Source organism: Kribbella sp. NPDC049174, assembly GCF_043197365.1.
Classification (GTDB): domain Bacteria; phylum Actinomycetota; class Actinomycetes; order Propionibacteriales; family Kribbellaceae; genus Kribbella.
This window is the reverse complement of sequence record NZ_JBICSZ010000002.1, coordinates 395,227-418,587: the sequence shown is the minus strand read 5'-3', so window position 1 is coordinate 418,587 and position 23,361 is coordinate 395,227. Positions and strand designations below refer to the sequence as shown.

21 protein-coding genes are annotated in these 23,361 nt (G+C 68.7%); 14 read left to right on the top strand and 7 right to left on the bottom strand.

What is annotated here, in order from left to right; translation table 11 throughout:
- Positions 1-34: 34 nt before the first annotated feature.
- Both ACGFIF_RS12510 and ACGFIF_RS12505 read right to left on the bottom strand, forming a co-directional pair.
- Positions 35-676, bottom strand: a complete 642-nt coding sequence (locus ACGFIF_RS12510) for a response regulator (RefSeq protein ID WP_393154349.1) — start codon at positions 674-676, stop codon at positions 35-37.
- Positions 673-2,181, bottom strand: coding sequence for a PspC domain-containing protein (locus tag ACGFIF_RS12505; RefSeq protein ID WP_393154348.1), 1,509 nt, complete (start codon positions 2,179-2,181; stop codon positions 673-675). The genes ACGFIF_RS12510 and ACGFIF_RS12505 overlap by 4 nt, the downstream gene beginning before the upstream one ends.
- A 195-nt stretch (positions 2,182-2,376) precedes the next feature.
- Between ACGFIF_RS12505 and ACGFIF_RS12500 the strand changes: the two genes are divergently transcribed.
- The 3 genes from ACGFIF_RS12500 (at position 2,377) to ACGFIF_RS12490 (ending at position 5,492) form a co-directional block, all read left to right on the top strand.
- Positions 2,377-3,870 (top strand): PspC domain-containing protein, encoded by a 1,494-nt coding sequence (locus ACGFIF_RS12500; protein WP_393154347.1) that lies wholly within the window; start codon positions 2,377-2,379, stop codon positions 3,868-3,870.
- Complete coding sequence (locus tag ACGFIF_RS12495; RefSeq protein ID WP_393154346.1) at positions 3,867-4,049, top strand: hypothetical protein; 183 nt, start codon at positions 3,867-3,869, stop codon at positions 4,047-4,049. The genes ACGFIF_RS12500 and ACGFIF_RS12495 overlap by 4 nt, the downstream gene beginning before the upstream one ends.
- Positions 4,050-4,340: 291 nt before the next feature.
- Positions 4,341-5,492 (top strand): Cmx/CmrA family chloramphenicol efflux MFS transporter, encoded by a 1,152-nt coding sequence (locus ACGFIF_RS12490; protein ID WP_393154345.1) that lies wholly within the window; start codon positions 4,341-4,343, stop codon positions 5,490-5,492.
- Here the strand turns inward: ACGFIF_RS12490 and ACGFIF_RS12485 are convergent.
- Positions 5,453-6,088: a CGNR zinc finger domain-containing protein gene (locus tag ACGFIF_RS12485; protein WP_393154344.1), complete on the bottom strand. Its 636-nt coding sequence runs from the start codon at positions 6,086-6,088 to the stop codon at positions 5,453-5,455. The genes ACGFIF_RS12490 and ACGFIF_RS12485 overlap by 40 nt on opposite strands.
- Positions 6,089-6,140: 52 nt before the next feature.
- On the opposite strand from ACGFIF_RS12485, the gene ACGFIF_RS12480 reads away from it, so the two are divergent.
- From ACGFIF_RS12480 to ACGFIF_RS12450, 7 genes are all read left to right on the top strand, one after another.
- Positions 6,141-7,802, top strand: coding sequence for an MFS transporter (locus tag ACGFIF_RS12480; RefSeq protein ID WP_393154343.1), 1,662 nt, complete (start codon positions 6,141-6,143; stop codon positions 7,800-7,802).
- Positions 7,803-7,926: 124 nt separating this feature from the next.
- Positions 7,927-9,081, top strand: coding sequence for an L-histidine N(alpha)-methyltransferase (locus ACGFIF_RS12475; RefSeq protein WP_393154342.1), 1,155 nt, complete (start codon positions 7,927-7,929; stop codon positions 9,079-9,081).
- A complete protein-coding gene (locus tag ACGFIF_RS12470) occupies positions 9,078-9,839 on the top strand; it encodes a hypothetical protein (protein ID WP_393154341.1) in 762 nt (253 codons plus the stop codon). Before ACGFIF_RS12475 ends, ACGFIF_RS12470 begins: the two co-directional genes overlap by 4 nt.
- A 128-nt stretch (positions 9,840-9,967) precedes the next feature.
- A complete protein-coding gene (locus tag ACGFIF_RS12465) occupies positions 9,968-12,004 on the top strand; it encodes a hypothetical protein (RefSeq protein ID WP_393154340.1) in 2,037 nt (678 codons plus the stop codon).
- Positions 12,005-12,081: 77 nt separating this feature from the next.
- Positions 12,082-13,350, top strand: coding sequence for an ABC transporter substrate-binding protein (locus tag ACGFIF_RS12460; RefSeq protein WP_393154339.1), 1,269 nt, complete (start codon positions 12,082-12,084; stop codon positions 13,348-13,350).
- Positions 13,347-14,237: a carbohydrate ABC transporter permease gene (locus tag ACGFIF_RS12455; protein WP_393154338.1), complete on the top strand. Its 891-nt coding sequence runs from the start codon at positions 13,347-13,349 to the stop codon at positions 14,235-14,237. The genes ACGFIF_RS12460 and ACGFIF_RS12455 overlap by 4 nt, the downstream gene beginning before the upstream one ends.
- Positions 14,237-15,109 carry a carbohydrate ABC transporter permease gene (locus ACGFIF_RS12450; RefSeq protein ID WP_393154337.1) on the top strand — a complete coding sequence of 291 codons (873 nt, stop codon included), beginning with the start codon at positions 14,237-14,239 and terminating at the stop codon, positions 15,107-15,109. Before ACGFIF_RS12455 ends, ACGFIF_RS12450 begins: the two co-directional genes overlap by 1 nt.
- Positions 15,110-15,368: 259 nt before the next feature.
- Here the strand turns inward: ACGFIF_RS12450 and ACGFIF_RS12445 are convergent, their stop codons facing one another.
- The 3 genes from ACGFIF_RS12445 to ACGFIF_RS12435 form a co-directional block, all read right to left on the bottom strand.
- The gene (locus tag ACGFIF_RS12445; RefSeq protein WP_393154336.1) at positions 15,369-16,133 is read right to left on the bottom strand and encodes an SDR family NAD(P)-dependent oxidoreductase; all 765 of its coding nucleotides are present in this window, start codon (positions 16,131-16,133) and stop codon (positions 15,369-15,371) included.
- 80 nt (positions 16,134-16,213) lie between these two features.
- Complete coding sequence (locus ACGFIF_RS12440) at positions 16,214-16,612, bottom strand: ester cyclase (RefSeq protein WP_393154335.1); 399 nt, start codon at positions 16,610-16,612, stop codon at positions 16,214-16,216.
- A gap of 39 nt (positions 16,613-16,651) precedes the next feature.
- On the bottom strand, positions 16,652-17,494 hold the full coding sequence (locus ACGFIF_RS12435) for an SDR family oxidoreductase (RefSeq protein WP_393154334.1): 843 nt from the start codon (positions 17,492-17,494) through the stop codon (positions 16,652-16,654).
- 148 nt (positions 17,495-17,642) lie between these two features.
- On the opposite strand from ACGFIF_RS12435, the gene ACGFIF_RS12430 reads away from it, so the two are divergent.
- Entirely contained in the window at positions 17,643-18,584 is a 942-nt protein-coding gene (locus ACGFIF_RS12430) for a helix-turn-helix transcriptional regulator (protein WP_393154333.1), read from the top strand.
- Between the two features lie 105 nt (positions 18,585-18,689).
- Here the strand turns inward: ACGFIF_RS12430 and ACGFIF_RS12425 are convergent, their stop codons facing one another.
- Entirely contained in the window at positions 18,690-19,655 is a 966-nt protein-coding gene (locus tag ACGFIF_RS12425) for an LLM class flavin-dependent oxidoreductase (RefSeq protein WP_393154332.1), read from the bottom strand.
- 96 nt (positions 19,656-19,751) lie between these two features.
- Here ACGFIF_RS12425 and ACGFIF_RS12420 point away from each other — a divergent pair, with 96 nt between their 5' ends.
- The 3 genes from ACGFIF_RS12420 to ACGFIF_RS12410 are packed head-to-tail and all read left to right on the top strand — an operon-like array spanning position 19,752 to position 23,122.
- Positions 19,752-20,870 carry a mandelate racemase/muconate lactonizing enzyme family protein gene (locus ACGFIF_RS12420; RefSeq protein WP_393154331.1) on the top strand — a complete coding sequence of 373 codons (1,119 nt, stop codon included), beginning with the start codon at positions 19,752-19,754 and terminating at the stop codon, positions 20,868-20,870.
- Between the two features lie 8 nt (positions 20,871-20,878).
- Positions 20,879-21,841 carry a dihydrodipicolinate synthase family protein gene (locus ACGFIF_RS12415; RefSeq protein ID WP_393154330.1) on the top strand — a complete coding sequence of 321 codons (963 nt, stop codon included), beginning with the start codon at positions 20,879-20,881 and terminating at the stop codon, positions 21,839-21,841.
- Positions 21,842-21,898: 57 nt separating this feature from the next.
- Complete coding sequence (locus tag ACGFIF_RS12410) at positions 21,899-23,122, top strand: helix-turn-helix domain-containing protein (protein ID WP_393154329.1); 1,224 nt, start codon at positions 21,899-21,901, stop codon at positions 23,120-23,122.
- The last annotated feature ends 239 nt before the right edge of the window (positions 23,123-23,361 follow it).

Here is a 23,361-nt window from a genome sequence, read left to right as displayed (position 1 = left end):
GTGGGCAATCACCTCCGAGGCGAACGACGGCCGGTCAGACCAAGCGGCGGTCGGTGGCCCAGCGGGTCAGTTCGTGGCGGTTGGAGAGCTGGAGTTTGCGGAGCACCGAGGAGACGTGGGTCTCCACCGTCTTCACCGAGATGAAGAGCTCGCGAGCGACTTCCTTGTAGGCGTAGCCGCGGGCGATCAAGCGCAGTACCTCACGCTCCCGCTGCGACAGCCGGTCCAGGTCCTCGTCCACCGAGGCGATGTCGATCGCACCGGAGAAGGCGTCCAGCACGAACCCGGCCAGCCGCGGCGAGAACACCGCGTCCCCGTCCGCGACCCGGCCGATCGCGTCGACCAGTTCGGCGCCGCTGATGTTCTTGGTGACGTACCCGCGGGCACCGGCCCGGATCACACCGATCACGTCCTCGGCCGCGTCCGACACCGACAGCGCGAGGAACTTGACGTCCGGGTGCCGCTGGTGCACCTGCTTCATCACCTCGGTGCCACCGCCACCGGGCAGGTGGACGTCGAGCAGTACGACGTCCGGTTCGGTTCCGACGATCGCCTTCACCGCGGAGTCGACGTCGGAGCCCTCCCCGACGATCTCGACCGCGGTGCCGATCTCGCTGCGCACTCCGGCCCGGAACATGTCGTGGTCGTCGATGACGACAACGCGCCTCTGGCTCATCTGTCCATCTCCAGTCGCACTTCGGTTCCTGTCTCCGGATCGGACCGCACCGTTGCGCGGCCGCCGTGCCGTTCCATTCTGCCCATCACACTGTGCCGCAGGCCGAGCCGATCGTCCGGCACGCCGTCCACATCGAATCCCTTGCCGCGGTCCCGGACGAAGATCTCGGCCCGGTCCCCGTCCACCTCGACGAACACGTCGATCTTGTCCGCACCGGAGTGCTTGGCCGCGTTCACCATCGACTCGCGCGCGGCCCGGACCATCGAGGAGAGCGGTTCGGTCAGCTCGCAGTCCCCGACCGTCACCACCTCGACCGGTACGCCGTGCGAGTCCTCGACCTCGGCCGCGGCCCGCTTGGCGGCACCGGCGAGGGTCTGGTCGGTCTTGTCGTCCTCGTCGTACAGCCAGGTCCGCAGTTCCCGCTCCTGCGAGCGGGCCAGCCGGGCGACGGCCTTCGGGTCGTTGGCCTGCTTCTGGATCAGGGCCAGCGTCTGCAGCACCGAGTCGTGCAGGTGCGCGGCCATGTCGGCGCGCTCCTGCGACCGGACGCGCTCGGCCCGCTCCGCGTTCAGGTCCCGGGTCAGCCGGTGCACCCACGGCCCGGCGATCACGCCGATACCGACCACGGCCAGCAGCAGCGCCACGAGTACGTCGCCGACCATCGAGAGCCGGCCGTTCTGGACCAGGAACACCGTGATCGCGGTGCCGATCAGGATCAGGCCGACGGCGATCCGGACCAGCGACTTCCAGCCGCCCTTGCCGAGCACGATGCCGAGAATCGGGACGCGAACGTCCCGGGCCCACTGCGCCTTCTGACTCTCGTCCGCCTGCCGCCAGATCAGCGCCAGACCGGTGCCGGCGAACACCAGCGGCCAGAACATCTTCCCGGCGATCCCGAGTCCGGCGACCTGCAACAGGAGCAGTACGCCGATACCGACGACCACCAGGGCCGTCACCTGGCCGCGGCTCTTCTGGTTCTTCCGCTCCTTGGCCTCGGTCACCGGCTGCGGCGGCGGCTGGTCCGTGCGGAGTCCACCCCGGGTGTGCGCGGCCAGGCCGGGCGCGGCCGGCACAGTCGGGGTGCCCAGCGGCATCAGGAACCAGAGCGCCGCATAGATCAGTACGCCGAACCCGCCGAACACCGTGGCAGCGATCAGCACGAGCCGCACGACGGTGTCGGACACACCAAGGTGGTCCGCCACACCCCCGGCGACCCCGGCGACCACCCGTCCCTCGGTACGGCGGTATGCGCGTCGAACCGGTGGCTGCTCCTGGCCCGGCCCGATCTGGGCGCCGAATTGGGGCTGCCCGGTCTGAGCGCCGTACGGGGGCTGCTGACCGGCGTACGCGGCGTACGGGCCCTGGTACTGCTTGGGTCCCTGGGGTCCCCAGCCTTCGTACTGCCACTGGCCCGTGCCTTGGTTGCCCCGGCCATGCGGCGGCCCGGGTGGGGTCCCTGGCGTGGCGGACCCGCCCGTAGGCGCGGCTGAGGCTGGCTGATTCATCCCCACGATCGTCACACGTGGACCGGGCCGACACCAGCAGGCTTGTCCCTAGCCGTCTCCTCAGCGCCCGCCCGGTGGGGTCAGGGTCGTACCGGGGAGAACCCCGAGCGGCCCGCTCCCCGGGAGGGCACCCCGGGGTCGCGAGAGGGGGATCCCCGATGTCGTTCCGCCGGGGAGGGGGCCAGTATCGATGTCATGGAGCAGAACTCGAGCGGGCCCGGTGGGTTCGACCGCAGCGGCCTGCAGAACGTGCAGAGCTGGCAGCGCAGCCGGTCGGACCGGATGGTGTCCGGCGTCTGCGGCGGTATCGGCCGTGCGCTGAACATCGATCCGGTGCTGGTTCGTGTGGTGATGTCGGTCCTCATCATCAGCGGCCCCGGGATCATCTTCTACATCGCGGCGTGGGTGCTGATGCCCGACGAGGGCTCCGACCGCTCGGCGGCGCAGGGTCTGCTCGGCGACCGGGTCCGCCCGGACCACCCGTGGCTGTGGCCGATCGTGATCGGCGTCTGTGTGTTCGTCGGGATCGCGATGATGTCGTCGTTCGACTTCGGCCGGGTCGTGCCCGGACCGCTGATCGTGCTCGCGGTGATCTGGATCGTCGCCCGCCACCGGAAGAAGCTTCGCCGCGGCCAGAAGCAGGACTGGGCGGCCAACCCCGGCTGGTCCGGCCCGCAGTGGACCGGCCCTGCCGGCCAGCCGGGTCAACCCGGTCAGGTGGGTCAGCCTGGTCAGCCGGGTCAGCCCGGTCAGTGGCAGCCCGGTCGGCCGGGTGAGCCCGGTCAGCCTGGCCAGTGGCAGCCCGGTCAGTCGGGTCAGGCCGGTCAGCCGGGTCAACCCGGTCAGCCTGGTCAGCGGCAGCCGGGTCAGGCCGCGCCGATGGACCAGCCGACCACTTCGGCGTACCTGCCTCCTCAGACCGGCCCGTCAGCTCCCCCGGCGGGTCCGTCGTCCTCGGCCCCACAGCGTCCACAGGACCGCACCGTCGAACCGGTCCAGCCTGTGTGGACCGAGGACGACCCCCTCGGCCTGTACGTCGACGAGCCCTCGACCGCACGACCGCCCGCGACCGCGAAGCCGGCCGAACCGCCGGCCAAGGGCATGCGCGGCGTGAAGTCGATCGTCGTCGTCCTGACCGGTCTCGCGATCGCGATCGCCTGGGCGGCCGGCGCGGCCACCTCGACGATGCTGATCATCGGCCTGGCCACCCTCGGTGCCGGCATGCTGCTCGGCGGCTTCGTCGGCCGGACGCTGGCGCTGCTGCCGCTCGGCATCCTGCTCGCGGGCGCCGCGGTGGCCAGCACGGTCTTCCCGGAGGGGCCCCGCAACTTCTCGGACATCCGCTACACCGCGCCGGCCGGGCAGGCAATCACCGCGACGAGCACGTCGTACGACCTCGACGGTGGGGCGGTGCACCTGGACCTGACCAAGGCGACCTTCGCGCCGGGCGCCAAGGTCGACGTGCACCTCGGGGTCGGTGAGATCGTGGTCAAGGTGCCGCAGAACGTGGACGTCGAGGGACAACTGTCCGCCGAGATGGGCGACGTGGCCTGGCTGAGTGAGAACAAGGGCGGCCATAATGCCGAGCTGACCGTGAAAGACCTGGGCCCGGACAACAAGCCAGGACCGCAGACGGTCACACTGGACCTGGACGTGAAACTGGGCAGCATCAAGGTGGAGCGCGGATGAAACAGAAGTCGAAACCGGACGTCCCCGGCATCATCGCCGGCACCGTCCTGTCCGGCGCCGCCACCATCTGGATGCTCACCGACAACGGCGTACTCCAGACCGACGACCTGGGCGTCACCAGCGCCCTCCTCCTGGTAGCCGCCGGCATAGTAGGCCTAGCCGCCTCCCACCGCAGCTAACCCGGTCCACCGCAACTAACCCGAACCACCACAACCGCTCCCGGTCCACCGCAGCTGCCCCGGTCCACCGCGGCTAACTCGGTGGACCGTTGGCATGGGGTTCTCTAGGCTCGGCCGCATGTCCAGCCCGGAGGCCAGCAGACCGTAGCCTCCGGCCGTTCGGTGGCGCACCGCTCCGAACCGCCGGCGATGCCGGCCGTGCACCTCTCCTGAGCTCTCATCAGGCGACAGCCGCGGCCTGTCCTGCGGCAGCCTCTGCCGCACCCATCGACGTGGTTGCGGAGCTTCTCCATGCCTTTCGTGCTGTATCTGCTCGGCCTGGCCGTGTTCGCCCAGGCGACCTCCGAATTCATGCTCTCCGGCCTCGGCCCGGACATCGCCCGTGACCTGGGCGTCTCGATCCCCACCGCCGGCTGGCTCACCTCGGCCTTCGCGGTCGGCATGATCGTCGGCGCACCGGCGATCGCCGTCCTCGGCGCCCACTGGCCGCGCCGCCGGACGCTCCTGGTCACACTGACCGTGTTCCTGCTCGTCCACGTGATCGGCGCGATCACCACCAGCTTCACCGTCCTGCTGATCACCCGCGTGCTCGCGGCACTGGCGAACGCCGGCTTCCTGGCGATCGCCCTCGCCACCGCCACCAGCCTGGTCCGCGCCGACGCCAAGGGCCGCGCGACCTCCGTCCTGCTCGGAGGTACGACGCTCGCCTGCATCGCCGGCGTACCAGCGGGTGCTCTCCTCGGGCAGCAGTTCGGCTGGCGGTCAGCGTTCTGGGCCGTCGCGATCATCTCGTTCCCGGCGCTGATCGCGATCCTGCGCGCCGTCCCCACCACCCGCACCACCGGCCCGGCCACCACCACCGGCGGACTACGGCTGCAGCAGCGTCTCGTCGTACTCCTGCTGCTCGGGGCCTTGGTGAACGGGGCAACGTTCTGCTCGTTCACCTACCTCGCGCCGGTGCTGACCGACGTGACCGACCTCGCCGATGGCTGGGTGCCGGTAATGCTCGCGCTGTTCGGTCTCGGCTCGTTCGCCGGCGTCGCCCTCGCTGGCCGGTACGCCGACCGCCGCGAGAGCCGGCCGGTGTTCATTGCCGGCGGCACCTTGTTGCTCGGCTGGTGCGCGTTCGCGCTAACCGCGTCCGTCCCGGCCGCGGCCGTCGTACTGGTCTTCACGCAAGGATCGTTGTCGTTCGCCGTCGGCTCGACGCTGATCTCGTACGCGCTCTACGCAGGCTCGGAATCACCCGTCCTGGCCGGTGGTCTCGCCACCGCGTCGCTCAACGTCGGCGCCGCCCTCGGCCCGGTCCTGGGCGGACTCGCCATCACCGCGACCGACTACCGGGCCCCACTCTGGGTCAGCGCTCTCTTGGTCGGTACGGCGCTCTGCCTCGGCGGCGCGGTTCAGCTCCGGGCCCGACGGGCCGCTCGGCGCGAGACGTAGAGCCTGACCTTCTCGTCCGTACCGCAGATCTCCATCGAGCACCAGCGCCGGCTGCCGTTCTTCGACTGATCGAGGAACAACCACGGGCAGCCGGCGCACCGTTTGACCCGCCCCGCCCGCGGCCCGGTCAGCAACTCATAAGCACCATGCGCCACCGGCCACAACGGCGAGTCGATCAGCTCGAACCGCCAGGTCGGCGTCAATCCCACCAAATCCGCCTGGTCGACCGCCGCCCGCACGAACGGCCGCAGCTCCAGCCACCCGTCGAGCGAACCTGCAGGCCCCGGGCGTGTGGAGACAGCCGGTGTGTCGGCGACGGCGCCGGCTGTGCGGTTGATTGCCTCGCGCAACGAATGGGCTCGGCGGACCACAGCGGCCGCTCGGCGTGGGGCTGCGGTGTGGAGTAGGCGGTCTGCCTCGGGCTCGGTGAGCAGGGCAACGCGCAGCGACCACGCCAACAAAGCCTGGTAGTCGGCGATGTGGTCGTGGCGGGCCGGGCCGAGTGGGTCGTCGACCGTGTTGGCGAAATCCAGGGCGAGGTCACCCGCGACCACCGGCAGGTCGCGGATGCCGTCCGGTAGCTGGGCTGTTTCCATCAAAACGCACTTTACCAGTTTGCGCTCGAGGACGTCGGGCACTGTTTCGGGCATGGGCGGTTTTACTGGAAACACCCCGGTGCGGACCGGCGGCTGGGCGATCGTGTGCGCGGCCCAGTTCGTGGTGGTGCTCGCCGCCACGATCGTCACGATGGCGCTGCCCGCGATCGACGGCGATCTCGGGTTCGGGCCAGTCGGATTGCTCTGCGTCTTCACCGCCTACACGGTCGCGTTGGCTGGGCTGCTCATCCTCGGCGGCCGGGCGGCAGACCTGGCCGGTCCGCGGCGGATGTTCCGGGTCGGACTCATCGTGTTCACCGTCGCATCGCTCGCCTGCGCGCTGGCCTGGTCGCCGGCCACCTTGATCGGCGCCCGCCTGATCCAAGGCTTTGGCGCAGCCGTCCTCGCACCAGCCGCCCTGGCCGCACTCTCCGACTCGCTGCCACCAGACGCCGCCAGACGCGCACTCGGCTGGTGGACCGCCGCCGGAGCAGCCGGGGGCGCGAGTGGTTGGGTGCTCGGCGGCGTGCTGACCCAACTCGGCGGCTGGCGCTGGGTCTTCGCGGTCAACGTCCCCATCGGGGTAGTCGCACTCCTCGTGAGCCTGCGCGCTCTGCCTGGCCGCGGCCGGACCACTCCCGTCCGCGCCCTTGACCTACCAGGCGCCTGCCTTGTCACCGCAGGCATCGCCCTGACCGCTCTCGGCCTGTCGGAAGTCGCACACGACCCGACCGGACCTCGCGGCTGGGTAGCACTCGCAGGAGCCGCACCACTGCTCGCCCTGTTCACCAGGATCGAGCGGCGCTCACCCCAGCCGCTCCTGCCGACCACCCTCGCGCGAGCGCCCGGCGTACTCGGCGGCAACCTCACCGCAGCCGCAGTGACCGCATCCACGGCACCACCGATGCTCAGCGCCGCCCTCTACGTCCAGGACCAGTTGGCACCCGCGCAAGCCGGCCTGATCTTCCCGGCGTTCAACCTGGCCGTCGTCGCCGGCTCGCTGGCCGGTCCGCACGCCGCCCTGCGCCACGGCACCCGCCGGACGCTGATCACCGGCTTCATCGGCATCGCCCTCGGCGTCGCACTCCTGCTGCTCATCCAGCAAGGCGGCATACCGCTGGCACTGCTCCTCACAGCCTTCACCGTGATGGGCCTCAGCCTCGGCCTCGCATCGGTGTCCTCGACCACGGCCGGTACGGCGGAAGTCGTCGATGGCGAGCGCGGCGTCGCGGCCGGCGTACTGACCTCGTCGGCGCAGCTCGGCACCACCCTCGGCCTGGCTCTGTGCGCATCTGTCACAGCCGCCGAAGACTCGATGACGGGCTACCGCCCGGCTTCCTCATCGGCATCGTCGTCGCGCTGGCCGGCGTCGTGGCGGCGTTCACGGTCCCCAGGGCAGTACGGCGTACCGCGGACGACCTCCGCTAGGCTTTGGACCGCTAAAGCGGCTTCGGCCGCGGGTCAGTACCCGAGGGGTCCGGGTGAAGCGGGTCCCGTGGTCACAGGAGTTTCGATGGTGCGCGGCACCGTGAAGTGGTTCAACGCCGACAAGGGCTACGGCTTCCTCGCCGTCGACGGCCAGGACGACGTGTTCGTCCACTGGAGCAAGATCGTCTCCGACGGTTACAAGACCCTCGAGGACGGCCAGCAGGTCGAGTTCCAGATCGTCGACGGACCCAAGGGCCGCGAGGCCGACGCCGTCACCCCGGTCTGATCCACCCGCCGCCCGGCCCGGGTGGCAATCGGTTGCCCGCGGGCCTGCGACGCACCCGGGTTCCGGACTGCACCGGGCGGCGACAACCGGTAACCTGTCGTCTCACCGTGTGAGGGGTGGATACGTGACAGAGCCGGTACCTGTGATCCGGAAGCTCGAGAAGGCGCTGGCCGACGACGACTTCGCCTGGTCGCTGCTGCTCGTCGGCGAGGACCAGACCGACAAGCTGGCCACGCTGACCGGTGACCTGCGCGGCCCGTACTCGAAGACCGGTGACGGCAAGCAGATCACCTCCGGCTTCTCCTACTGGGGTATCGGCCCGACGATCGCCTGGGCGAACGCGACCAACGACCCGTTCTACCTGGTGATGAAGGCCGGTGCGGAGTCCTTCCTGCGGCACTGGCGCAAGGTCCGGCCGCACGTCGACAAGGGCGGCTTCCACCTGGTCAGCCTCGGTGTCGGCACCGGGGTCAAGGACCGCACCATCATCGGCGACATGCGCCGGCACAACCCGGACATGTACTACGTCCCGGTGGACATGAGCTCGGAGATGCTCCGGATGGGCACCCTGGAGCCGGTCCGCGGTCTCCGGTTCCCGATGTCGCAGGTACTGCCGGTGCAGCTCGACTTCTCCCTCACGGACAACATGAACGAGCTGGGCCAGATGCTGTCCCGGCTGGTCGGCGACGAGCCGATCCTGTTCACGCTGACCGGAAACACGCTGGCCAACTTCGAGAGCGACGAGGAACTGCTCAGCACCATCACGCGAGTACTGCGGCCGCAGGACCGGCTGCTACTCGAGGTGGCGAGCACCAGCAGCCTCGACGACGACGCGGCGAAGGCGGCCGCCGACGAGTATCACCAGACGCGTGCGTTCGCCGAGTTCGTCACCAGCGCACTGCGGTACAACACCGACCTGAAGATCGACAACGACCGGATCGACTTCCGCGGCGAGGTGGAGAGCGACGACGCCCTGCGGGTGAAGATCGTCTGGCAGAACAACACCGGCGAGCCGATCGTGATGGGCCTGCCGGACCACACCGAGGTGGTGCTCGAGCCGGAGGACACGATCCTGCTCTACACCACCCGCAAGTTCTCCACCGAGCGGCTCAAGAAGCTCACCGCGGCCTGTGAGCTGACGCCGATCGAGCACGCCCACTCCGGCTTCCGCTACACCCGCCGGCCCAGCCCGTTCGGTCTCGACCTGCTCCTGCTCGCACCGGGCACCGCCGAGAACACCACCGCCACCACTCTCGCCGACGACATCTGGGCGACATGACCCCAGCCGGTACGCCGACCGACCCGGCCGACCCGGCACCGCCAGGCGCGACCCCGGCACCGCCGGACGGGACCCCGGCACCACCGGACGGGTCTCCGGCGCCGGATCCCGGTGTACGGCGAGCCAGACTGCGGGTGCTGGCCCGATTGCGGCAACTCCGGCAGGCGGTGCCGCTGGTCGACGGCCGCTGGGCCGCGTACCGGCGTACGGTCGTCACCGTCGTGAGCTACGGCCTGCTCGGGCTGGCGTTCGTGCTGGGCGTGATCTGGTTCCTGTGGCCGGAGAACTCGCGCTGGGAGCCGGCGGTCAACTCACTCACCCTGGTCGCCGGGCTGACCGGCATCTTCGTCGAACGCCTGACCGCCGAGGCCGAGCGTCGTACCGAGGTACTGCGGGCGGTCGCCGACGAGCTCCGCGAGAACACCAGGCTGCTCAGCGACGAGCGGTTCTCACCGAAGACGCCGACCACCCGTCAGGTGTACCCGCGGCTGGTCGTCTCCGCGGTCGACCTCGCGCTCGTCTCCGGCGCCCTCGGCCGGCACCGCGACGCCGAGCTCGTCGGGCTCCTGCATCGGTGGCGCGACACGGTCCACCTGTTCAACCGCCGTCTCGACCTGACCGAGATCAGCACGTTCTCCAACACCATCTCGCCGGCCGAGCTGGCCGCGTTCCACCGGGCGCTGCACCGCGAGAACAGCTACTTCGCCGCCACCCGTGACATGCTGGAGAACCTGCTCACCCGGCTGCCGCCTGCTTAACGGCCGAGGCCGAAAACGGGGTGCGACTGCCAGAACCAGCAATTGTGTCCGAGCGGTTGACTTCCCCACGCACCCGACGCTTCACTTTCGGACAGGACCGTAAATAGGTCGTCCACCGGAGGCATCGCATGCGATCAGCCCGCTCGCTCATCGCGGTGGCACTCGCCGCCCTGCTCGTCACCACCTTGTCCACACCGGCGGATGCCAGCCATCCAGCCGAAGCCCAGACAGGAGGACCGCCCACGCCGACCATCACCTCGCTCGGTACGCCGCTGTCCGACGTCCTCCTGATCGGCGGCACCGTCGCGCCCGGCCCGAACGGCAAGACCGCGATCTGGAACGTCTCGATCGGCAAACCGGCGTACCTGAACGCCGTCGACCCGGCCACCGGCGCCAGCCTGCTCTCCGCGCCGCTGCCCGGCGCCGACGGCAGCTACGCCGTGGCCGCGACACCCGACGGCACCATCTACGCCGGCACGTACAACAACGGCCACCTCTACCGCTGGAAGCCCGGCTCCGGGAACACGGTCGAGGACCTCGGCCGCCCGATCGCGTCCGAGAGCTTCATCTGGCGGATCACCACCGATGAACAAGGCAACGTGTACGGCGGCACGTTCCCGAACGGCAAGGTGTTCCGGTACGACCACGCGACCGGCGCGGTCCGCGACTACGGCCAGGTCAAGGCCGGCCAGCCGTACGTCAAGAGCATCGACTACGCGAACGGCAAGATCTACACCGGTTCGCTGCCCGACGCGCACATCATGGAGCTCGACGTCGTGTCCGGCGCGATCACCGAGCTGCCGTCGCCACCCGGGCTCGGCGACCCGACCGACAAGGTCGTGTACGACCTGAACGCGCGGGCCGGCCGGATCTACGCCCGGATCAGCACCGCCTTCCCCGGCCCGATGTACGTCTGGGACATCGCCAGCCGCACCTGGGTCGACGAGATCCCGAACGCGCACGGTCTGGACATCTCCCCGGTCGGCGACAACGGCGAGATCTACCTGATCCAGGCCAGTGAGCTGAAGAAGTACGACCCGGCAACGAAAACGCTGACCGGGACCGGCCTCACCTTCACCGGCCGGATCCAGAACACCCGCTCGATCGGCTGGGCCGAGCTCGACCTGCCCGACTATCCGGGCAAGAGCATCGTCGGCACCCTGTGGCGCGGTGAGGAGTTCCGCTACAACCCGCAGACCGGGAAGTCGGAGATCTTCCAGACCCAGGTACGGCGGGAGCCGATCGAGATCCTGTCCGTGGCCGGAGGCAAGGACAAGATCTACGCCGGCGGATTCCTGAACGGCGGCGTCTCGGTCGTCGACCCGGCCACCGGCAACGCCACCTTCAACCGGTTCTCCCAGGTCGAGGCGTTGCTGGAGGGCAAGGACGGCAAGCTCTGGATCGGCGCCTACCCAGAGGCCCGGCTGTACTCCTACGACCTGAGCCAGCCGTGGAGCAGCCCGGAGTACTCGCCTGGACCACCCGGCACGCCGGACAACCCCACGCAAGTGCTCAACCTCAAACCGGACCTGTTCCAGACCCGCGCCCGGGCCCTCGTCGAGGTGAACGGCAAGATCGCGATCGGCACCGTCCCCGACGGCGACCGGCTCGGCGGGGCGCTCGTCATCTTCGACCCGACGACCGGCACCGCGCAGAAGTTCCGCAACGTGGTCCAGGACGAGAGCGTCTTCGGCCTGACCGCCCGCGGCGGCATCGTGTACGGCGGTACGTCGATCGTCGGCGGACTCGCCACCACGCCACCGACCCGGACCGACGGCACCGTCTTCGCGTGGGACGTCAAACGCGCCCGCAAGCTGTGGGAGACCGTGCCCGTGCCCGGGGCGATCACGGTGTCGGCGGTGACGATGGGCCCGGACGGCCTGCTCTGGGGTGTCGCCGGCAAGACCGTCTTCGCGGTGGACCCCCACTCGGGCAAGGTGGTCAAGTCCTACGTCCTCGGGACGACGACGTCCAGCGGAGACATCGTCGCGACCGGGGAGGCGGTGTACGTGAGCATCGATCTGAACAAGATCTTCCGGATCGCGCCGGGTAAGGCCCCGGCGCTGTTCGTCGAGAAGGCACACCGCCGGCTCGGCGTCCGGAACGACCACCAATTGCTGCTCACTTACGGCGCCGAGCTGTTCCGAGTTGATATCAGCCGTTGACAGCCGAAATTCGACCCAGCTACTTTCGGTCCTGACCGTTATTCCGGACCCTGACTTCCGGACACCCAGGGGGTGCGATGAAATCCACCGTCCGCCGCATCGCGGCACCACTCACGGCGCTCGTGCTGGCCGCTGCTCTCAGTTCCTGTGGGGGCGGCGACGACTCGGGCAGCTCGTCGGAGAAGAAGGCCATCACGCTCTGGATGTATCCGGTGATCGGGGACCAGGCGGCCAGTGACGCGTACTGGAAGAAGGTCGAGACCGACTTCGAGTCCGCCAACTCCGGCATCGACCTGAAGCTCGAGATGCAGCCGTGGGACAAGCGCGACGAGAAGATCGCGGCCGCGTTCGCCGGTAAGAAGGGCCCGGACGTCGTCTTGCAGATCCCGGACCAGCTGCCGCAGTACGTGAAGAACGGTTCGTTCGAGCCGGTCGACGACGTGGTCGAGCCGGACAAGGACAAGTTCCTGCCGGCCGCGATCCCCGGCCTGACCGTCGACGGCAAGGTCTACGCCGCGCCGATCTACCACACCGTCACCACGACGATGTTCAACAAGACGATCCTGACCAAGGCCGGGATCAGCAAGCCGCCGGAGACCTGGGACGAGATCAAGGCCGCGGCGCCGAAGATCAAGGCGGCCGGCTTCTCCACCCTGGACTACTCCGCGTCGCCCGAGGCGTCGCTGAACCTGAACTTCTACCCGCTGCTCTGGCAGGCCGGCGGCAAGGTGTTCGCCGACGACAACAAGACAGTGGCCTTCAACCAGGAGCCGGGGCTCAAGGCACTCACCTTCCTGAAGGAGCTGTACGACCAGGGCGCGATCCCGAAGAGTGCCCTGACCAACGGCAACCTCGTGGCCGACCAGCCGTTCGGCAAGGGCCAGGTGGCGATGGCCTTCACCAGTACGCCGGCCGATGCCAAGACGGTGGCGGCGACCTGGGGGGCCGCCAACGTCGAGATCGGTACGCCGCTGACGGGCGAGAAGCAGGTCGCCTTCGGAATCCCCGGCGGCCTGGCCGTGAATGCCGCCTCGGAGAACATCGACGCGGCGAAGAAGTTCCTGTCCTTCATGATCCAGCCGGCCCAGGTGGAAGGGCTCAGCAAGGCGTCGGGCTTCTTCACCCCGCGCACCGACGCGAAGGCGCCGATCACCGACCCGACCGCTCAGAAGTTCGCCGACTCGCTGCAGTACACCTACGCGGGTGAGCGGAACGCGTCCGCCCGTCAGGTGATGTCTTTGCTGAGCGTCGAGATCCAGGCCGTGCTGACCGGCAAGAAGGCGCCGCAGCAGGCGCTCGACGACGCCGCGAAGCAGGGCAACGACCTCCTGTCGAGACAGCGTTGACCCAGGTCAGCGTCCGCCCGGCCCGGGACCGCATTCGCCGGCCCTGGGTCGGGCTGTTGTTCGTCGCCCCCATGCTGGCGCTGTTCCTGCTGTTCCGGTTCGTTCCGGTGGTCGGCGCCGTCCTCCTCTCGCTGACCGACTACCGGCTCAGCGGGCGCTGGTCCTTCGTTGCTCTCGACAACTACACCCGGCTGGTCCAGGACAACCTGTTCCACCAGGCACTGATCGTCACCCTCACCTACACGGTGATCTTCGTACCGATGACCGTGCTGCTGTCACTCGGCACCGCCGTACTGCTGCATCAGGTGGTCTGGCGGCGGGGCTTCTTCCGCGGCATCTTCTTCCTGCCGTACGTGACCAGCATCGTGCTGGCCGCGGTGATCTGGAAGTGGATCTACGACGCGCAGGACGGTCTGATCAACGCCATCCTCGGGCTGGTGTCGATCGGGCCGATCGACTTCCTCGCCGAGTCCAGTCTGGTGCTGCCGTCGATCGCGGTGACGTCGGCCTGGAAGGGATTCGGCTACTCGATGCTGATCCTGCTCGCCGGGTTGCAGGCGGTGCCACGCTCGTACCTTGAGGCCGCGATGATCGACGGCGCCGGCACCTGGCAGCGGTTCCGCTACATCACCCTGCCGCAACTGCGCCCGGTGCTGTTCTTCGTGCTGGTGATCGAGACGATCGGTGCGTTCCAGGTCTTCGACGCGATGTACGTGATGACCGGCGGCGGCCCGGTCCGGTCGAGCTACTCGCTCGTCTACTTCCTGTACGACAGCGGTTTCAAGTACTTCGACTTCGGCTATGCCAGCGCGATCGGCCTGATGTTGTTCGCGATCGTACTCATCGTCTCGCTCGTGCAGCGACGGCTGGTCGGGAGGGACGACTGATGGTGAACCTGCTCGAACGGCCGCGCCAGCAGGATGCGGCACCGGCGCCCAAGAAGGAACGGCGCCCGGCCGCGCGGCTCACCCTGCCGACGCTGCTGACGCTGACCGCGATCGTCACCATCCTGCCGTTCGCGGCGATGGTGCTGGTCGCGTTCGCGCCACCGAGCGGCCGGACCTTCCCGGACGCGCTCGACCCGACCCGCTTCACCTTCGAGAACTTCACCCGGGTGCTGTCCAGCTCCGACATCCCCCGCTGGACGGTCAACTCACTGCTCTACTCGCTGGTGTCAGTGGTCTTCGTCCTGCTGTTCGCGGCGATGGCCGGCTACGCCTTCGCGAAGAAGCGGTTCCCGGGCCGGGAGCTCATGTTCTGGGCGTTCCTGGCCACGCTGATGGTGCCGTTCCAGGCGACGCTGATTCCGTCGTACATCCTGGTCTCGCGGCTCGACTGGGTGGACAGCTATTGGGGGCTCATCGTGCCCACGCTGGCGAACTCACAGGCGGTGTTCCTGCTCCGGCAGTTCATCAGCCAACTGCCGGACGAGCTGTTCGAAGCGGCCGAGATCGATGGTGCACCGGAATGGCGGATCTTCACCCAGATCGTGCTGCCACTCATCCGGCCGGCGCTGGCTACGCTCGGCATCTTCGTCTTTCTGTGGCATTGGAACGACTTCCTGTGGCCGTTGGTGATTGGGCAGTCGGCGGAGATGCAGACCCTGACCGTCGGGCTGGCAACGCTGCAGACCCAGGCGGTGCCGATCAACCAGATCATGGCTGGTGCGACTATTACCGTCGTACCAAGCCTGCTGGTCTTCGGCCTACTCCAGCGCTACCTCACCGACAGCATCGCCATGTCAGGCCTGAAGGCGTAGGAATTTACCCACGCGTGCTACGCGAGGGCTCTCACCCACCCGACTCTCCCTGCGTGCTATCGCCCGCGGGTTTGCGGGGCTATCGCCCGCGATCGACGACTCGGCCGGCGTTGTCCGCTGAACGGATCTCCGCCACGCCTACCGTCGGAGTTCACGGGCCCGGCTCCGGAGTAGGTCGGATCGTGTCGCACCGTGCGGCGCCACCGTTCCGCTCAGGCCTGCGACAAGGAACGTGCGATCCTGTCGCCCGGCCAGGGTGTCAGACCTGGTCGGTCGGCATGATCCACAGCTCGCCGATGGCTGTGTGGCGGGGACGGGTGACCATGTAGGCGACACCGTCGGCGATGTCGTCGGCGGCGAGGACCTCGGTCTGTTCGTAGAAGGGGTCGATCATCGCGGCGCGGACCTCGGTCGTGTTGTGTGAGCCCAGTTCGGTGTCCACGCCCCCTGGTTCGAGGACGCCGACGCGGACGTGCCGCTGGGTGACTTCCTGCCGCAGGGATTCGGTGAATCCGTTCACGCCGAACTTGGTGAGGTTGTAGACGCCGTAGCCGTTCCAGGCAAGGCGGCCGGCGATCGAGCTGATGTTGACGATGTCGGCAACACGCCGCGGACCGTCCTCGGCGGCCCGCAGCAGGTGCGGCAGGGCGGCGCGGGTGGTGTAGAGCAGGCCTTGGACGTTGATGGCGATCATCCGTTCCCACTCCTCGGCGTCCGCGCCGACGACGGGGCCGAGGAGCATCAGGCCGGCGTTGTTGATGAGGGTGTTCAGCCGTCCGAATCGCTCGACGACCTGCTGGACGGCTGACTCGGCCTGGCCGCGGTCGGTGATGTCGGCCTGGACCACCAGCGTGACCCCGCCCGACTTCTCGATCTCGGCAGCCAGCTCGTCCAGCCGATCTTTGCGGCGGGCAACCAGTGCGACGGATGCACCGTGTTCTGCGAGTCGGCGGGCGGTGGCGGCACCGATGCCGCTGCTGGCACCCGTGACGAGTGCGACGGTTTCGGTCAATGGCGAACGCATGAGGTTGTCCTGTTCTCTAGAGGTACGGCGTGGGGGCAGGCGGCGAGGTATGGCACCGGTCGCCGCAGACCACGGGACGGTCAGGCGTGCTCTAGGAGCTCGGTACGGCGCCCATCTGCTCGAAGGCTGAGCATGTCGAGCTGGGCGCGTTGCTCGACGATCTTGCCGTCGGCCAGTCGGTAGAACGCCATGCTCTGCGCGCGGACGGGTTTGTCGGTCGCTGCGACCCCGGCGAAGGTTCCCCGGTGGGTGCCGGTCATGGTGTAGCGCACGGCGACGGTGTTGCCCTCGGCCACCATCTGATCCACCGTCCACTTGAGGTCCGGGAAGGCGACCTTGTTGGCGGCGACGACGCCGAGGTAGGTGTCGCGTAGTCGCTGCTGCTGTCCGGCGAAGTGCATGACGATGTCCGGGCTGATGAACTCCTCAGCCAGCGTGGTGTCGCCGGTGGGGAGGAATTCGCTGGTGAAGCGCTCCATGATGCGCTTGTTCGGCTGGCCGATGCTGGTCGACGGGTATCAGGCGTCGTTGTGGGCGAGGTTGCTGGACAGCTCGCGGTAGGCGTCGGCCTGGGCGAGGAGGTCCTTGGCCTTCTGCTCGATGGCGGCGACAGCGTCGGCGCCTGCCGCGAAGCGCAGCGGAGGCTGGTCCTGGTTTGCGAGCTGGATCAGTGCGGTCGCGAGTTTGGCGGGGTCGCCGCCCTGCTGGCCGTTCATGCTCTTCCAGCCGGCGACAGTCTGCTGGGTGCGATCGGCGTAGTCCTCGATCGTTGCCTCGGCGTACTTCGTCGACTCCGGGCTGAGCAGTTCGGTGCGGAAGAAGCCGGGCTCGACGAGCATGGTGCGGATCCCGAATGGCGCGACCTCCGGGGTCAGCGACTCCATCCAGCCCTCCACGCCGAACTTCGACGCGGCGTACGCCGTGCAGAATTCCTGGCCGACGATCCCGGCCGTCGACGAGATGGTGACGACGAGACCGGACCGCTGGCCGCGCATCACCGGGAGCACGGCGCGGGTGACATCGACCGGACCGAACAAGGTGGTCTCGATCTGTGCTCGGAACTCCGCAGGGCTCAGCTCCTCGAAGAACCCGGCGTTGAAGTTCGCGGCGTTGTTGACCAGTACGTCGATCCGGCCGAACCGATCGACCACGGCGCGTACGGCGGCCTTGACGCCGGCCGGATCGGTGACGTCGAGCTTGACGACCAGGAGATCGTTGTGGGCGCCGAGCGCGGAGCTCACCCTCTCCGGGTCGCGTCCGGTGGCGACGACCACGTGACCGGCCGCGAGTGCCGCCTCGGCGATGTCGACGCCCATGCCTCGGCCGGCGCCGGTGATGAACCAAACCTTCTTGTCAGTCATGCGATTGCACTTCCCTCTCGTTGATGTACCGCGATCCCCGCGGTGGTGTTGTCCACAGAACCAGCCGGGGCGTGCGGCAGGCAGACTCTGTTTGAGGGGTACTCAGAGGGACCCCCTACCGCGCGGAAGCGCTCGTAGAGTGGAAGGCATGACAGCCAAGAGCGACCGTGACATCCGCGGCGACGTCCGCGCGGAGATCCGGGAGTTCATCAGTACCCGGCGGGACCGGATCAGCCCCGAACAGGCCGGGCTACCCGTGTACGGCGGAGCCCGCCGCCGGGTCCCGGGCCTGCGCCGCGAAGAGGTCGCCCTCCTCGCCGGGATCTCGACCGAGTACTACACCCGGCTAGAGCGCGGCAACGCCATCGGCGTCTCTGACAGCGTCATCGACGGCATCGCGCACGCACTGCAGCTCGACGAGGCCGAGCGAACCCACCTACTCGACCTGCTCCGCACCGCCGCCACGACCCGCCCGCCGCGACGGCGCCCGACGGGGCAGCGAGTCCGGCCCACCATCCAGCGCATCCTGGACTCGATGAGCGGCACTCCGGCGCTCGTGCTGAACGGACGCCTCGACATCCTGGCCGCCAACGCCCTCGGATCCGCGCTGTACTCACCCGCCTACGCCATAGCGGCCGAGCCGCCCAACAACGCCCGATTCGTCTTCCTCGACCCGCAGGCCACCGACTTCTTCCCTGCCTGGGACACGGTCGCCAATGACACCGTCGCGTTACTCCGGGCAGAAGTCGGCCGCGATCCATACGATCGGCAAACATCGGACCTGATCGGGGAGCTGTCCACCCGCAGCGACGAGTTCCGCACCCGCTGGGCCGCTCACAACGTCCGGATCCACACGACCGGCGTCAAACTCCTCCATCACCCCGTCGTCGGAGATCTCGAACTCCCCTTCGAGTCCTTCCCGCTGCCTTCCGATCCGAGCCAGAGCCTCCTCACCTACACCGCCGAACCCGGATCCCCTTCGCAGGATGCCCTGAATCTGCTGGCCAGTTGGTCCGCGTCCACCGCCGCAGTCGAGCAGCACACGTCTACCGGTGGTCCCCAGCCGGCGCCGTCGGATCAAGACACCTGACTGAACAGATCTGCACGGTGAACGGCACAGGTTGGACTAGTTCGACAAAAGCCGCCCGGGCGGACAGTCGGGGCGGCGAAGGAGCGGCTGCGTAGTACGTGTGGGTTAGCCGAGGTTTCCGAAGGCTTCGATCGAGCGAAGGGTGTCAGCCTGGGACAGACCCGGCGGTTGGATCCGGAGGATGATGCCGTCGGCACCCATCTCCTCGTAGTGGGCCAGGCGCTCGGCGCACTCACCCGGCGAGCCGATGACGCTGCGGGCCGCGATGTCGTCCCAGCCCTGGGTGTAGCGGCTCGCATCCGCCGACGTGCGCTTCCAACCCGCGTAGGCGTCGTACAGGTCGCGCAACGGCTCCTCCAAAACCTGCCGAGCATCCTGCGACGTCGGGGCGCAGAACCCCTCCCGGCACAGGATCACATCGCGACCCAACGTGCCCTCGCCACTCGGGTACGCGAGGTACTCCGCGATCTTCTCGGGTAGGTCGGAGTCCAGCTCGTTGAACGACGTCGTCCACCCGTCGCACATCCGCGCCGTCCGTTCCAGTACGGCGGACACGCGCCCGCCGTTCCACAGTCGCGGCCGCGGATTCTGCACCGGGCGCGGCGACAGAAACGCCTCACGGATGCTGGTGAACTTCCCGTCGTACGTCACCTCGTCCTCGGTCCACAACCGGGTGAGGATCGTCAAACACTCCTCGAACCGCGCGACCCGCTCGGCCTGCGTCACGCCGTACAGCGCGAACTCCTCCGGCCGGTAGCCGAGGACGAATCCGGCAGTGAGCCGGCCGCCCGACAGTACGTCGATGTGCGCGAGTGTCTCGGCCAGTACGACGGGGTCGTAGAGCGGCGCCACGATGCCGGAGGTGGCCAGACCGATCCGGTCGGTCTTGGCCGCCAGGTACGTCAGCGAGGTGAGGATCTCGTGGTATCCGGGCCGGTGCAGATGCCGTTCGCCGAGCACGATCCACTCGAACCCGGCCTGCTCGGCCAGCCGCGCCTGCTCGACGGCGTCCTCCAGTCGCGGTCGCTCGTCCGGCGTGCCGTACAGGTTCAGATAGAGACCCAGCCGCATCAGGGTGCCACCTTCCGTTGACAGAGAGCGCTCGCGGTATTTACGGTCTTGACCGTAAGTCCTTTCTCGCCAGATTGCGACCCTGAGGAGCCGGATTTGAGTGTCGTACCGCATCCGGTCGAGTTGCCGGCCGAAACCGGCTCGGGGCCGATCAGCGCGATCAAGACCCGCGTGGTCAGTGCGCCGTACCGGCGCCCGTTCCAGATCAGTAGTGGGATCAGCACCGAGCTGATCAGCCTGGTGGTCGAGGTGCACACCGCCGACGGCGCGATCGGCATCGGTGAGACCTCGCCGATGACCGCGTACACCGGGGAGACGCTGGCTGGTGTCACCGCCGCGATCGAGGAGCATCTCGCCCCGGCGCTGATCGGCCGTGACCCGCTGGACCGGGCCGGCGCCCACCTGGTGATGGACGCCGTCCTCCGCGGGCAGCACGTGGCCAAGTCCGGTCTGGACATCGCCCTGTACGACCTGGCCGGGCGGGTGAGCGGCTGGCCCGTGCACGTCCTGCTCGGCGGCAGCATCAGGAAGCGGGTGCAGACCACTTGGGTGGTCGGGCTCGGCACCCTGGACGAGATGGCAGCCGAGGCCGCCGAGTACTCCGACAAGGGCTTCGGGCACCTGAAGGTCAAGGGCGGCCAGGACCCAGCCAAGGACCTCGAGCTGGTGCGTGCGGTCCGTGCGGCCATCCCTGCCGACGCAGAGCTCTGCCTGGACGCCAACGAGGGGTACGACGCAGCCACAGCGCTCCCCTACCTGGCCAAGATGGGTGAGGCCGGGCTGACGCTGTTGGAGCAGCCGCTGCCGCGCTGGGACCTGGCCGGCCTGGTCCGGCTGCGTGAGCGGCTCGACGTCCGCCTGATGGTCGACGAGAGCATGCACTCGCTGCAGGACGCTCTGGAGATCGCCCGGCGTGGTGGGGCCGACGTACTGAACATCAAGATCCTCAAGGTCGGTGGACTGCACAGAGCCCTGCAGATCGCCAACGTAGCCGAGGCCGCGGGCCTGGCGGTGAAGGTAGGCTCGATGCCCGAGCTTGGCGTGGCCACACTGGCTGCGGTCCACCTGGCCGCCGCCGTACCCGGTGCGACCGTGGCAGCCGACCTGGTCGGGCCGCTGATGGTGCACGAGGACCCGCTGGCCCCGACCGTGTTCGCCGACTGCGACGGCTGGATCGACGTACCCACGAGCCCAGGCCTCGGCCACGACGTCTGAGAGGTCCGATGCATCCACTCGTCGAGCAACTCCGCGGCACACTGCTCCCTGCCGTCGTCACCCCGATGGACACCGACGGTGTCATCGCGTACGACGCTCTGACCGCGTACGCGGGCCGGATCGCGGCGGAGCCCATCGGTGGCGTCGCCGTATGGGCTCACACTGGTCGCGGGCTCTACCTGTCCCCTGGGGACCGCTCCAAGGTGCTGGAGACCTGGCGACAGTCGACTGACGTCCCGATCGTGGCCGGGGTCGGCGTACCTCGCTCCGAAGCGGCACAGACCCTGCAGGAGGCCGCGGACGCCACTGTGGCGATGGCTGTGCAGGCCGCGGCGGGTGGAGCTGATGCAGTGATGGTCTACCCGCTGGCAGCGCTTGGAGGGCTGCCAGACGGCCATGCACAGGCCGTGGCACTGCATGAGCGGGTCGCGGCCGAGAGTGGGCTGCCTCTGGTCGGCTTTTACCTGCACGGCGAGGCCGGCGGGTACCCGTATCCACCGGAGCTCATCCGCGACCTGCTGAGCCTGGACGCCATGCTCGGGGTCAAGACGGCCACACTGGACCGCGCTATCGGCTGCCAGGACGCCATCTGGGCCGGCCGCGGGACGGGCAAGCTGCTGATCACCGGTGAGGACCGGATGTTCGGGCCGTCGTTCATGTGGGGCGCCGACACCGCGCTGGTGGGCATCGCCGCGGCTCAGGTCGAGCTCTCGGCCGCCGTACTGCGGACCTGGACGTCAGGCGACCACCGCGGCTTCCTGACTGCCTCCGACCGGCTGGACCGGTTCGCCGCGGCGACCTTCTACGCGCCGATCGAGGGCTACGTCCAGCGGATGCTCTGGGCCGCGGTCTGGGAGGGCCTGATCCCGTCGGAGGCGGCCGCGGATCCGTATGGGCCGGAGCTGCCTGCGGCCGAGCGCGACGTCGTGATCCGCTGCCTCGAGGAGCTCAGCCACTATCCTGCGACTTAAGGGCCCGACCAGAAGTCTTCGGAGGACAGCCGTGCAGATCAATCCAGCGGTGGCCTGATGGCCCTCACGGTCGGTGTCATCGGCCCGGAGGACCTGGTCCAGCGGGTGATCGCGGTCGGTCCGCCGAGCGGCACGACCCTCGTTCCGCTGCCCTATCACCACGAGACCGAAGCGGTCGAGGTGGTCGAGCGGTCCCACGAGAAGGTGGACGCGATCCTGTTCACCGGCGTCGTGCCGTACACCATCGCCACCGAGGCCGGCGTGATCGACCGCCCGGCCATGTACGTCTCGTACGACGGCGCCACCCTGCTGCGCGCCCTGGTCGAACTGCTCCGGCTCGGCCACAACGTCACCCAGTTCTCGATCGACACGCTGCGGCGCAGTGAGGTGCTGGAGACGCTGATCGAGGCGAAGATGCCGACCGAGCAGATCCACGTCCTCCCGTACCGGCCCGGCCTGACGTCCGACGACATCGTCGCGTTCCACCGCACCGCGCGCGAGAAGCACGACACCAAGGTCGCGATCAGCTGCCTCGGCTCGGCCTTCCACCTGCTCGAGAACGAGATGCCGTCGGTCCGGCTCGCGCCGTCGCGATACTCGATCCGGTCGACGTTGCAGGCTTTGGTCCTGACGACGACCGGCCAGCACGTCGGCGACGCCCAGGTCGCACTCGGCGTCATCGACCTGCCCGAGCCCGACGACAACCTGGCCGCCGACCTGATCACCCTCGGCGGCAGCCTGGCCGCCCTCCCCGACGGCCGGCACCTGGTCGTCACCACCCGTGGCGTCCTCGAGCAAGCCACCGAACAGTTCACCCGGATGCCCCTCCTCGACCACCTAGCATCGCGACACAGCACGGCGTACGTCGGCTTCGGCGTCGGCCGTACGGCGGCCGAAGCCGAAGCACTCGCCCGTCGCGCCGTGAGCCGCGCAGCCTCGATCGGCTCTGTCGCCGGCGTCGTGTCGATGTCCGACGACGTGGAGATCGTGATCGAGCCGACCGGCGACCAACCCGCCACCGCCCGCGGCCCGGAAAGCCTTCCCCTGCTGGCCCGCCGGGTCGGCCTCAACACCCAAACCCTCGCCCGGATGCGCGAACTCGTCGCCACCCTCCCCGACGGCCTCACCACCCAAGACGTCGCCGACCACCTCGCCGTCCAACTCCGCACCGCCCGCCGAGTCCTCAAACGCCTGGAACGCGCCGGCCTGGCCGACCCCATCGGCAGCCAACAACACGGCCGCACCGGGCGCCCACCAACTGTGTACCTGATCCGTTTGTAGGAGTACTGGGTCCAACCCACGCGTGCTGCGCAGCCGCCCCTTCGTCGCGTCAGCTACGCGCGCTCCTGCCCGCCCCGGCTCACTGGTGCGCCCTGTTGTGGTCAGCGGTTATGGGATTGCTGATGCACCCGTGGTGCCGTCGGGTCACTGCCTCCCCGGCTGGATCGTGAGAGGTCCTCGATAAGTGGTGCGGGGCCCGGCGGTTACCCGAGACGCGGTGATCGTCGACAAGGCTGTGT

Excerpts from the sequence above, each read along its gene's own strand:
- ACGFIF_RS12510 (WP_393154349.1), bottom strand. The coding sequence starts at position 676 with ATGAGCCAGAGGCGCGTTGTCGTCATCGACGACCACGACATGTTCCGG.
- ACGFIF_RS12505 (WP_393154348.1), bottom strand. The coding sequence starts at position 2,181 with ATGAATCAGCCAGCCTCAGCCGCGCCTACGGGCGGGTCCGCCACGCCA.
- ACGFIF_RS12500 (WP_393154347.1), top strand. The coding sequence starts at position 2,377 with ATGGAGCAGAACTCGAGCGGGCCCGGTGGGTTCGACCGCAGCGGCCTG.
- ACGFIF_RS12495 (WP_393154346.1), top strand. The coding sequence starts at position 3,867 with ATGAAACAGAAGTCGAAACCGGACGTCCCCGGCATCATCGCCGGCACC.
- ACGFIF_RS12490 (WP_393154345.1), top strand. The coding sequence starts at position 4,341 with ATGCCTTTCGTGCTGTATCTGCTCGGCCTGGCCGTGTTCGCCCAGGCG.
- ACGFIF_RS12485 (WP_393154344.1), bottom strand. The coding sequence starts at position 6,088 with ATGGAAACAGCCCAGCTACCGGACGGCATCCGCGACCTGCCGGTGGTC.
- ACGFIF_RS12480 (WP_393154343.1), top strand. The coding sequence starts at position 6,141 with ATGGGCGGTTTTACTGGAAACACCCCGGTGCGGACCGGCGGCTGGGCG.
- ACGFIF_RS12470 (WP_393154341.1), top strand. The coding sequence starts at position 9,078 with ATGACCCCAGCCGGTACGCCGACCGACCCGGCCGACCCGGCACCGCCA.
- ACGFIF_RS12465 (WP_393154340.1), top strand. The coding sequence starts at position 9,968 with ATGCGATCAGCCCGCTCGCTCATCGCGGTGGCACTCGCCGCCCTGCTC.
- ACGFIF_RS12460 (WP_393154339.1), top strand. The coding sequence starts at position 12,082 with ATGAAATCCACCGTCCGCCGCATCGCGGCACCACTCACGGCGCTCGTG.
- ACGFIF_RS12450 (WP_393154337.1), top strand. The coding sequence starts at position 14,237 with ATGGTGAACCTGCTCGAACGGCCGCGCCAGCAGGATGCGGCACCGGCG.
- ACGFIF_RS12445 (WP_393154336.1), bottom strand. The coding sequence starts at position 16,133 with ATGCGTTCGCCATTGACCGAAACCGTCGCACTCGTCACGGGTGCCAGC.
- ACGFIF_RS12440 (WP_393154335.1), bottom strand. The coding sequence starts at position 16,612 with ATGGAGCGCTTCACCAGCGAATTCCTCCCCACCGGCGACACCACGCTG.
- ACGFIF_RS12435 (WP_393154334.1), bottom strand. The coding sequence starts at position 17,494 with ATGACTGACAAGAAGGTTTGGTTCATCACCGGCGCCGGCCGAGGCATG.
- ACGFIF_RS12430 (WP_393154333.1), top strand. The coding sequence starts at position 17,643 with ATGACAGCCAAGAGCGACCGTGACATCCGCGGCGACGTCCGCGCGGAG.
- ACGFIF_RS12425 (WP_393154332.1), bottom strand. The coding sequence starts at position 19,655 with ATGCGGCTGGGTCTCTATCTGAACCTGTACGGCACGCCGGACGAGCGA.
- ACGFIF_RS12415 (WP_393154330.1), top strand. The coding sequence starts at position 20,879 with ATGCATCCACTCGTCGAGCAACTCCGCGGCACACTGCTCCCTGCCGTC.
- ACGFIF_RS12410 (WP_393154329.1), top strand. The coding sequence starts at position 21,899 with ATGGCCCTCACGGTCGGTGTCATCGGCCCGGAGGACCTGGTCCAGCGG.